8 protein-coding genes are annotated in these 7,971 nt (G+C 71.0%); 2 read left to right on the top strand and 6 right to left on the bottom strand.

All coding sequences use genetic code 11. The features are described from left to right. Positions 1-141: 141 nt before the first annotated feature. On the bottom strand, positions 142-1,551 hold the full coding sequence (gene glnA / locus ACWEN3_RS35865; protein ID WP_452979695.1) for a type I glutamate--ammonia ligase: 1,410 nt from the start codon (positions 1,549-1,551) through the stop codon (positions 142-144). A gap of 210 nt (positions 1,552-1,761) precedes the next feature. On the opposite strand from glnA, the gene ACWEN3_RS35860 reads away from it, so the two are divergent. Beyond that, on the top strand, positions 1,762-2,229 hold the full coding sequence (locus ACWEN3_RS35860) for an RDD family protein (protein WP_452979692.1): 468 nt from the start codon (positions 1,762-1,764) through the stop codon (positions 2,227-2,229). An 82-nt stretch (positions 2,230-2,311) separates the two neighbouring features. On the opposite strand, the gene ACWEN3_RS35855 is transcribed toward ACWEN3_RS35860, so the two are convergent. The 4 genes from ACWEN3_RS35855 to lipB form a co-directional block, all read right to left on the bottom strand. Then, positions 2,312-3,013 (bottom strand): DUF4191 domain-containing protein, encoded by a 702-nt coding sequence (locus tag ACWEN3_RS35855; protein WP_452979689.1) that lies wholly within the window; start codon positions 3,011-3,013, stop codon positions 2,312-2,314. A 59-nt stretch (positions 3,014-3,072) separates the two neighbouring features. Next, entirely contained in the window at positions 3,073-3,270 is a 198-nt protein-coding gene (locus ACWEN3_RS35850) for an SCO2195 family GlnR-regulated protein (RefSeq protein WP_452979687.1), read from the bottom strand. 230 nt (positions 3,271-3,500) lie between these two features. Further along, entirely contained in the window at positions 3,501-4,466 is a 966-nt protein-coding gene (gene lipA / locus ACWEN3_RS35845; RefSeq protein WP_452979684.1) for a lipoyl synthase, read from the bottom strand. 108 nt (positions 4,467-4,574) lie between these two features. Beyond that, on the bottom strand, positions 4,575-5,372 hold the full coding sequence (lipB, locus tag ACWEN3_RS35840; protein ID WP_452979682.1) for a lipoyl(octanoyl) transferase LipB: 798 nt from the start codon (positions 5,370-5,372) through the stop codon (positions 4,575-4,577). Positions 5,373-5,604: 232 nt separating this feature from the next. Here lipB and ACWEN3_RS35835 point away from each other — a divergent pair, with 232 nt between their 5' ends. Further along, positions 5,605-7,056, top strand: coding sequence for a regulator (locus tag ACWEN3_RS35835; protein WP_452979679.1), 1,452 nt, complete (start codon positions 5,605-5,607; stop codon positions 7,054-7,056). A 3-nt stretch (positions 7,057-7,059) separates the two neighbouring features. Here ACWEN3_RS35835 and ACWEN3_RS35830 read toward each other — a convergent pair. Beyond that, the coding region (locus ACWEN3_RS35830; protein WP_452979677.1) for an FAD-dependent oxidoreductase at positions 7,060-7,971 on the bottom strand (912 nt) is incomplete at its 5' end.

Here is a 7,971-nt window from a genome sequence, read left to right as displayed (position 1 = left end):
GATGCCGTGGCCCGCTGGACAGTGACTGATATCGGCGATCTGCTTCTCGCTCACACCGACGGTGTGGAAAGCCGACAAGGACCTGCCGACGGCCCACAGACGGCCCAGGGGAGCGGTCACCCGCTCTGTCCTGGGGCGATATCACACGTCGAAGTACAGCTCGAACTCGTGCGGGTGCGGGCGCAGCTGCAGCGGCGCGATCTCGTTGGTGCGCTTGAAGTCGATCCACGTCTCGATCAGGTCGGACGTGAACACGTCGCCCTGGAGCAGGAACTCGTGGTCGGCCTCGAGCGCGTCGAGGACGGCGTTCAGCGAGGTCGGGACCTGCGCGACGTTCGCGTGCTCCTCGGGAGCCAGCTCGTACAGGTCCTTGTCGATCGGCTCGGCCGGCTCGATCTTGTTCTTGATGCCGTCCAGGCCCGCGAGCAGCAGGGCGGAGAAGGCCAGGTACGGGTTGCCGGAGGAGTCCGGGGCGCGGAACTCGACGCGCTTGGCCTTCGGGTTGGAACCCGTGATCGGGATGCGCATGGCCGCGGAGCGGTTGCGCTGCGAGTACACCAGGTTGATCGGCGCCTCGAAGCCCGGCACCAGACGGTGGTACGAGTTCACCGTCGGGTTGGTGAAGGCGAGCAGCGACGGGGCGTGCCGCAGGATGCCGCCGATGTAGTAGCGGGCGGTGTCCGACAGGCCCGCGTAGCCGGCCTCGTCGTAGAACAGCGGGTCGCCGTTGCTCCACAGCGACTGGTGCACGTGCATGCCCGAGCCGTTGTCACCGAAGATCGGCTTCGGCATGAAGGTCGCGGTCTTGCCGTTGCGCCAGGCCACGTTCTTCACGATGTACTTGAAGAGCTGGAGGTCGTCGGCGGCGGCGAGCAGCGTGTTGAACTTGTAGTTGATCTCGGCCTGGCCGGCGGTGCCGACCTCGTGGTGCTGGCGCTCGACCTTCAGGCCGGACTTCTCCAGCTCCAGGGAGATCTCGGCACGCAGGTCGGCGAAGTGGTCGACCGGCGCCACCGGGAAGTAGCCGCCCTTGTAGCGGACCTTGTAACCACGGTTGTTCTCCAGGGCGCCGGTGTTCCAGGCGCCCGCCTCGGAGTCGATGTGGTAGAAGGACTCGTTCGCGTTGGTCGCGAAGCGCACGGAGTCGAAGACGTAGAACTCGGCCTCGGGGCCGAAGTACGCGGTGTCCGCGATACCGGTCGAGGCGAGGTAGGCCTCGGCCTTCTTCGCCACGTTGCGCGGGTCACGGGAGTACTGCTCGCCCGTGATCGGGTCGTGGATGAAGAAGTTGATGTTGAGGGTCTTGTCCCGGCGGAACGGGTCCACGCGGGAGGTGGACAGGTCGGCGCGCAGGGCCATGTCGGACTCGTGAATGGCCTGGAAGCCGCGGATCGACGATCCGTCGAAGGCCAGCTCCTCGTCCGGGTCGAACGCCTCAACGGGCACCGTGAAGTGCTGCATGACGCCCGGCAGGTCGCAGAAGCGGACGTCGATGAACTTGACGTCCTCGTCCGCGATGAACTTCTTGGCCTCGTCGGCGTTCTGGAACATCCAGCTCCTCCTACTCCCGACCGTCCTCGCCGGGGTGGTAGATCGTTCGTGCGGCCAGTGCGGTGGCACACGCTGGTCTCGACCCTAGGGACGTGTGATTTCTCGGGCGTGACCCGATTGTTTCGCAGAAGTTAACCGGTCAGGGTTCCACCCTAGCCCCGGGACACCCCGGCGTCCGAGGGGCATTCCGGGACGCAGTACCGTGGTCGGGTGGACAACAGGCAGGCAATGGGATCGTGGCTCTCCGGGCCGCGGGCGGCGATGGAAGACGCCGGCGCGGACTTCGGGTACCGGGGCGAGCAGTTGGGCCTCCCCGAGGAGGGGCCGAACTCGATCGCCCGGCCCGGCAGGCGCCTCGGTGCGCTCGCCGTGGACTGGGGACTGAGCGTCCTGATCGCATACGGCCTGATCACGGACGGCTACCGGCCCGCTACCGGCAACTGGGCGCTCGGCGTCTTCTTCGTCATGAGCGTCCTGACCGTCGGCACGATCGGCGTCTCCCCGGGCAAGCGCCTCTTCGGCATCCGGGTCGTGGCCCTGGAGACCGGCACGGTCAACCCGCTGCGCTCCGTGCTGCGCACGGTCCTGCTGTGCCTCGCGATCCCCGCGCTGGTCTGGGACCGGGACGGCCGCGGCCTGCACGACCGGCTCGCGAAGACCGTCGAGGTCCGCGCCTGACACCGCTCCTGCCATGCCGAAAGGGGGCGCCCGGTGTGACCGGGCGCCCCCTTTCGGTGCAGGAACGGGAACCGCGCGGGGACTAGCGGCCCCGCTGGCCGCCCTTCGGCAGCTTCATGCCCTTCGGCATCGGCCCCTTGGGCATCGGCATGTTGCTCATCAGGTCGCCCATGGCGCGCAGCCGGTCGTTGGTGGTGGTCACCTGGGGGCCGGTCAGTACACGGGGGAGCTTCAGCATGGTCGTGCGCAGCTTCTTCAGCTCGACCGTGCCCTCGCCGTTGCCCACGATGATGTCGTGCACCGGCACGTCGGCCACGATGCGGTTCATCTTCTTCTTCTCGGCGGCCAGCAGGCTCTTCACCCGGTTCGGGTTGCCCTCGGCGACCAGCACGATACCGGCCTTGCCGACGGCCCGGTGCACCACGTCCTGGCTGCGGTTCATCGCCACCGCCGGAGTGGTCGTCCAGCCCCGGCCGACGTTGTCCAGCACCGCCGCCGCGGCGCCCGGCTGGCCCTCCATCTGGCCGAAGGCGGCGCGCTCGGCCCGCCGGCCGAACACGATCGCCATCGCCAGCAGGGCGACCAGCAGACCGAAGATGCCCAGGTAAACCGGGTGACCGATCACGAAGCCGATCGCGAGGAACACACCGAGGGTGCCGATGCCGACGGCCGCGAGTACCAGACCGATCTTCTTGTCGGCCTTGCGGGTCATCTTGTACGTGAGGGCGATCTGCTTCAGTCGCCCGGCATTCGCGGCGTCCGCCGCGGTTTCCTTCCTCGCCATGCCACGAAGTCTACGTGGCCCCGGGAGCGCAGACGACGGCAGTGCCCGGTGAGCAAGCCTCAGGAGCGGCGGGAGGCCTGCTCCAGGAAGCGCTGGGCCTCGACCCGGTCCTTGGCGCGACGGCGGTCCTCGAGGACGGAGGTCCAGGCATTTCGGCGGGCGGTGCGCTGACCGCCGCTCATCAGCAGCGACTCTACGGCGCGGAGTGCGTCGGTGAAGGACGGGATGGCGTTGGCGCGAACCGGCGCGGCCTGCATGATCGAGGTCCCCCCTCGGATCGGGTGGTGTACGGGGCGTGATACCAGAGTCACTGATTGGTGTTACCAGGGCGTGACCGGCCGGTCAAACACCAATGAAACCTTGATGCGGAGCCCGCAAACGCCTACGCGGCCCTGACGGGTGCCCTCATCAGCGAGGACGGTCAGGACCGCGTCGACTCGGCCATTACTGGCCAGTAATTACTAGTGCGTGAATTCACACGGTTCGCTCACACCGCCTGGGCGGCGATGTACGTGCCACGCTTCTCGACGGCCATCCGGTACAGGCGCCCGGCGCGGTAGGAGGACCGCACCAGCGGGCCGGACATCACCCCGGAGAAGCCGATCTGCTCGGCCTCCTCCTTCAGCTCCACGAACTCCTGCGGCTTCACCCAGCGCTCCACCGGGTGGTGCCGCACGGAAGGGCGCAGGTACTGGGTGATGGTGACCAGCTCGCAGCCCGCGTCGTGCAACTGCCTGAGCGCCTCGCCGACCTCCTCGCGGGTCTCGCCCATGCCGAGGATCAGGTTGGACTTGGTCACCAGGCCGAAGTCACGGGCCTCGGTGATGACCTTCAGGGAGCGCTCGTAGCGGAAGCCGGGGCGGATCCGCTTGAAGATCCGCGGGACCGTCTCGACGTTGTGCGCGAAGACCTCGGGCCGGGACTCGAAGACCTCCGCGAGCTGCTCGGGGACCGCGTTGAAGTCGGGGGCGAGCAGCTCGACCTTCGTGCGGCCGGCCTCGCGGCCGGCGGTCTGCGCGTGGATCTGCCGGACCGTCTCCGCGTACAGCCAGGCGCCGCCGTCCTCCAGGTCGTCGCGGGCGACGCCGGTGATGGTGGCGTAGTTCAGGTCCATGGTGACCACGGACTCGCCGACGCGGCGCGGCTCGTCGCGGTCGAGCGCCTCGGGCTTGCCGGTGTCGATCTGGCAGAAGTCGCAGCGCCGGGTGCACTGGTCGCCGCCGATGAGGAAGGTCGCCTCGCGGTCCTCCCAGCACTCGTAGATGTTCGGGCAGCCGGCCTCCTGGCACACCGTGTGCAGGCCCTCGCTCTTCACGAGGCTCTGCATCTTGGTGTACTCGGGACCCATTTTCGCCCGGGTCTTGATCCACTCGGGCTTGCGCTCGATGGGGGTCTGGCTGTTGCGGACCTCCAGGCGCAGCATCTTGCGTCCGTCGGGTGAGACTGCGGACACGACCGGCTCCCTGTGACTTCGATTCTTCGGCGCACACCAGGGTACGCCCGTGCTAACTGAGCCCTTCCGCTGAGGCCAACCTCGCTGCCGCAGGGCGCATTCCCCTGGTCAGGCGGAAGCCGGCTCGATCTCGCGGGGCCTGAGGTCCGCGTTCTCCAGGATCTCCGTCAGGTGCTTCTCCACCACCGGCAGCACGTCCTCGACCGTGATGTCCCGGCCCAGCTCGTTGGCCAGCGAGGCCACCCCGGCGTCCCGGATCCCGCACGGGATGATCCGGTCGAACCAGCGGTTGTCCGGGTTCACGTTGAAGGAGAAGCCGTGCATCGTGACGCCCTTGGCGACGCGGATGCCGATCGCGGCGATCTTGCGGTCCTCGCGGCGCTGGCCCGCGTTGGAGGGGGCGTACTCGGGGCCGTTCAGCCGGGGGTCGAACTCGTCGTCGGTGAGCCGCGGGTCGAAGTCCAGGGAGAGCCCGCCGAGCGAGGGGCGCTGCTCGACCGGGTCGCCGAGCACCCACACCCCGCTGCGGCCCTCGACCCGGGTGGTCCCGAGGCCGAACTCGGCACAGGTGCGGATGAGGGCCTCCTCCAGGCGCCGCACGTGCGCGACCACGTCCACCGGGCGGGGGAGCTTCTGGATCGGGTAGCCGACCAGCTGGCCGGGGCCGTGCCAGGTGATCTTGCCGCCGCGGTCCACGTCGATGACCGGGGTGCCGTCCAGCGGGCGCTCGCTGTCCTCGGTGCGCCGGCCGGCCGTATACACCGGAGGGTGCTCCAGCAGCAGCACGGTGTCCGGGATCTCGTCGGCGAACCGGGCCGCGTGCACGCGGCGCTGCTCGTCCCAGGCCTCCTGGTAGTCGACGGCATCCGCGCCGAATCCCATGCGGACGAACCGCAGCTCACTCACGGCAAGCGCCTCCCTCGCGATGTCAGGCATGTAACGCGCCCACGCCACTGTACGTCCGTCCGGCGTGCGTCAGCCCTACGGGCGTTCCTCACACGATCGGATGAATGAACAGCGAAATGTGCGATCGGCTGCTCACTCTCCGCTACATTCGCGCCGTTCGTGAGGCCAAAAGGGCTGCTCACAGGCAATCCCGGCACTTCAGGGGCCCGGAAGGCAGGAGACCGCACCGCAGATGACGGACCGACCCGCGCAGCGCACCCCCAACCGCCAGCTCGCCGCGCTCATCGCAGAGGCGGGGTTCTCCAACGCGGGTCTGGCCCGTCGCGTCGACCAGCTCGGCCTGGAACACGGGCTGGATCTCAGATACGACAAGACGTCAGTCACCCGCTGGCTGCGCGGGCAGCAGCCGCGGGGCACGACCCCCGCCCTCATCGCCGAGGTGTTCACCCGCCGGCTCGGGCGCCGCCTCACGGCCCAGGACCTCGGCCTGGACGCGTGCGCGCCGGTGTACGCCGGGCTGGAGTTCGCGGCCACCCCGGAGGAGGCCGTCGACATCGTCAGCGGGCTGTGGCGCAAGGACTCCGGCAGCCACGCCGAGCTGCGCAAGATCGCCTTCACCCCGGCGGGGCTGGTCGTGCCCAGCCGCGACTGGCTGATCGGCAAGGCCGACGACAGGGTGGCCCGGGAACCGGCTCCCCGGGTGCCCGCGCAGGGCCGCCCGCCCGCCGCCAGGCCCACGGCCCAGCCGCGGGCGCGCGGGCACGCCGAGCGCGCCTCCGGGCACCGGGTCAGCGGCGGCGACATCGCCGCGCTGCGCTCGGTCGGCGAGCTGTTCCGCACCCTCGACGACCGCTTCGGCGGCGGCCACGCCCGGCAGGCCCTGGTGCGCTACCTGGAGCACGAGTGCGAGCCGATGCTCCGCGGCAGCTACGACGAGCAGACCGGCCGCCGCCTGTTCGCCGCCGCCGCCGACCTGACCCGGCTCGCCGGCTGGACCTCGTACGACATCGCCGCGCACGGACTCGCCCAGCGCTACTTCGTGCAGGCCCTGCGGCTCGCCCAGGCGGCCGGCGACCGCCCCTACGGCTCCTACGTGCTGGTCACCATGAGCCGCCAGGCCGTCTACCTCGGCCACGGCAGGGAGGCCGTGCAGCTCGCCCGGGTCGCCCAGCAGGGGGTGGGCACCGGAGCGCCGCCGGTCCTGCAGGCGCTGCTGCACGCGGCCGAGGCCCGCGCGCACGGCGTGCTGGGGGAGGTGCGGGCGTGCACGGGCGCGCTGGTCCGGGCCGAGCGCGCCCTGGACGCGGCCCGGCCCGGGGACGAGGTGCCGTACTGGGCCAGGTTCTTCGACGAGGCCCAGCTCGCCGACGAGCTGGGGCACTGCCACCGGGATCTGCAGCAGTTCCGGGCGGCCGCCCAGCACGCCGAACGCTCCCTCCAGCTGCGCGCCCCGACCTACGCCCGCAGCCGCCTCTTCTGCCGGGTCGTCCTCGCCACCGCCCGCCTCGGCCTCGGAGAGCTCGACCAGGCCTGCGCGCTGGCGGCGGAGGCGGCGGGCCAGGCCGCCGAGATGCGCAGCGCCCGCGCCGTCGAGTACGTCAGGGACTTCGAGCGGCGCCTGGAGCCCTACAAGGACGCGGCACCGGCGCGGGGCTACCGGGAGAAGGTCGCGGCACTGGGCTGAGCGCTAGGCGGCCCGGGGCAGGGACGGGGCCGGGTCGGCCCGGTGTATGGAGCCGCTCGTGCCCAGGTCCGTGAGGATGGCCGAGGCCGCCCGGTGGGCCGAGTGCAGGGCGCCCTGGACGGTGCTGGTGTCGCGGTGGTCGCCGCAGACGTACAGACCGGCCAGGAGCCGTACCGGCCTGCGCAGGTCGTGCGGCGGGCGCATCGCCGGCACCGCCTCCGGGGTGTGGTGCACGGCCAGCGTCTCCCAGCGGCGGGTGGAGGTGCCGTAGAGGCGGGCGAGGTGGATGCGGACGGCGGTGTCCACGCCCTCGGGCGGCCTGCCCAGCACCGTCGAGGAGATCAGCACGCGTCCGGCCGGCGCCCGGCTCGGGTCCACGCTGCTGAGCACAGCCGTGTGCGCGACCGGCCCGCCGCGGTCCGCGTCCAGCAGCAGCGAGGTGCCCGTGGCGAAGACCGGCGCGAGGTCGTCGGTGGTGTGGTGGAGCACCGTCACCGGGTGGAAGTCCGGGACCCGCAGGCCCGGAAGCAGCCGCGCCGCGGCGCGCGCGTCGGTCGCCAGCAGCACCGCCCGGCAGCGGATCTCCCCGTGCTCGGCGGTGGCCACCGAGGTCGTGGCCACCGAGGTGACCCGCACCCCGGTGTGCACGGTGCCGGGCGGCAGCGTACGGGCCAGCAGCTCCGGCAGGACGTCCGCGCCGCCCTCCGGCACGCACAGCCGGCCGCTCGCGAAGGCGCGCAGGGCCAGGTCGGCGCACCGGCTGGACGTGGTCAGCTCCGGGTCGCACAGCAGCGCGGCGAGCAGCGGGCGCAGAAAGCCCTCGACGGTGCGGGCCGGCACCCCACGGGCCGCGAGGGCCTGTGCGGCGGGCAGCTCGGGGCGGGCCAGCAGGCGCTCGACGGGCGTCGCGGCGAT

The sequence above is a fragment of the Streptomyces sp. NPDC004561 genome, assembly GCF_053602155.1.
Note: the sequence above shows the minus strand (reverse complement) of the source record. Positions and strands in the feature narration are given on the sequence as shown.

Bases quoted from the DNA above. Each gene is read 5' to 3' on its own strand.
- glnA (WP_452979695.1), bottom strand. From the start codon at position 1,551: ATGTTCCAGAACGCCGACGAGGCCAAGAAGTTCATCGCGGACGAGGAC.
- ACWEN3_RS35855 (WP_452979689.1), bottom strand. From the start codon at position 3,013: ATGGCGAGGAAGGAAACCGCGGCGGACGCCGCGAATGCCGGGCGACTG.
- ACWEN3_RS35850 (WP_452979687.1), bottom strand. From the start codon at position 3,270: ATGCAGGCCGCGCCGGTTCGCGCCAACGCCATCCCGTCCTTCACCGAC.
- ACWEN3_RS35835 (WP_452979679.1), top strand. From the start codon at position 5,605: ATGACGGACCGACCCGCGCAGCGCACCCCCAACCGCCAGCTCGCCGCG.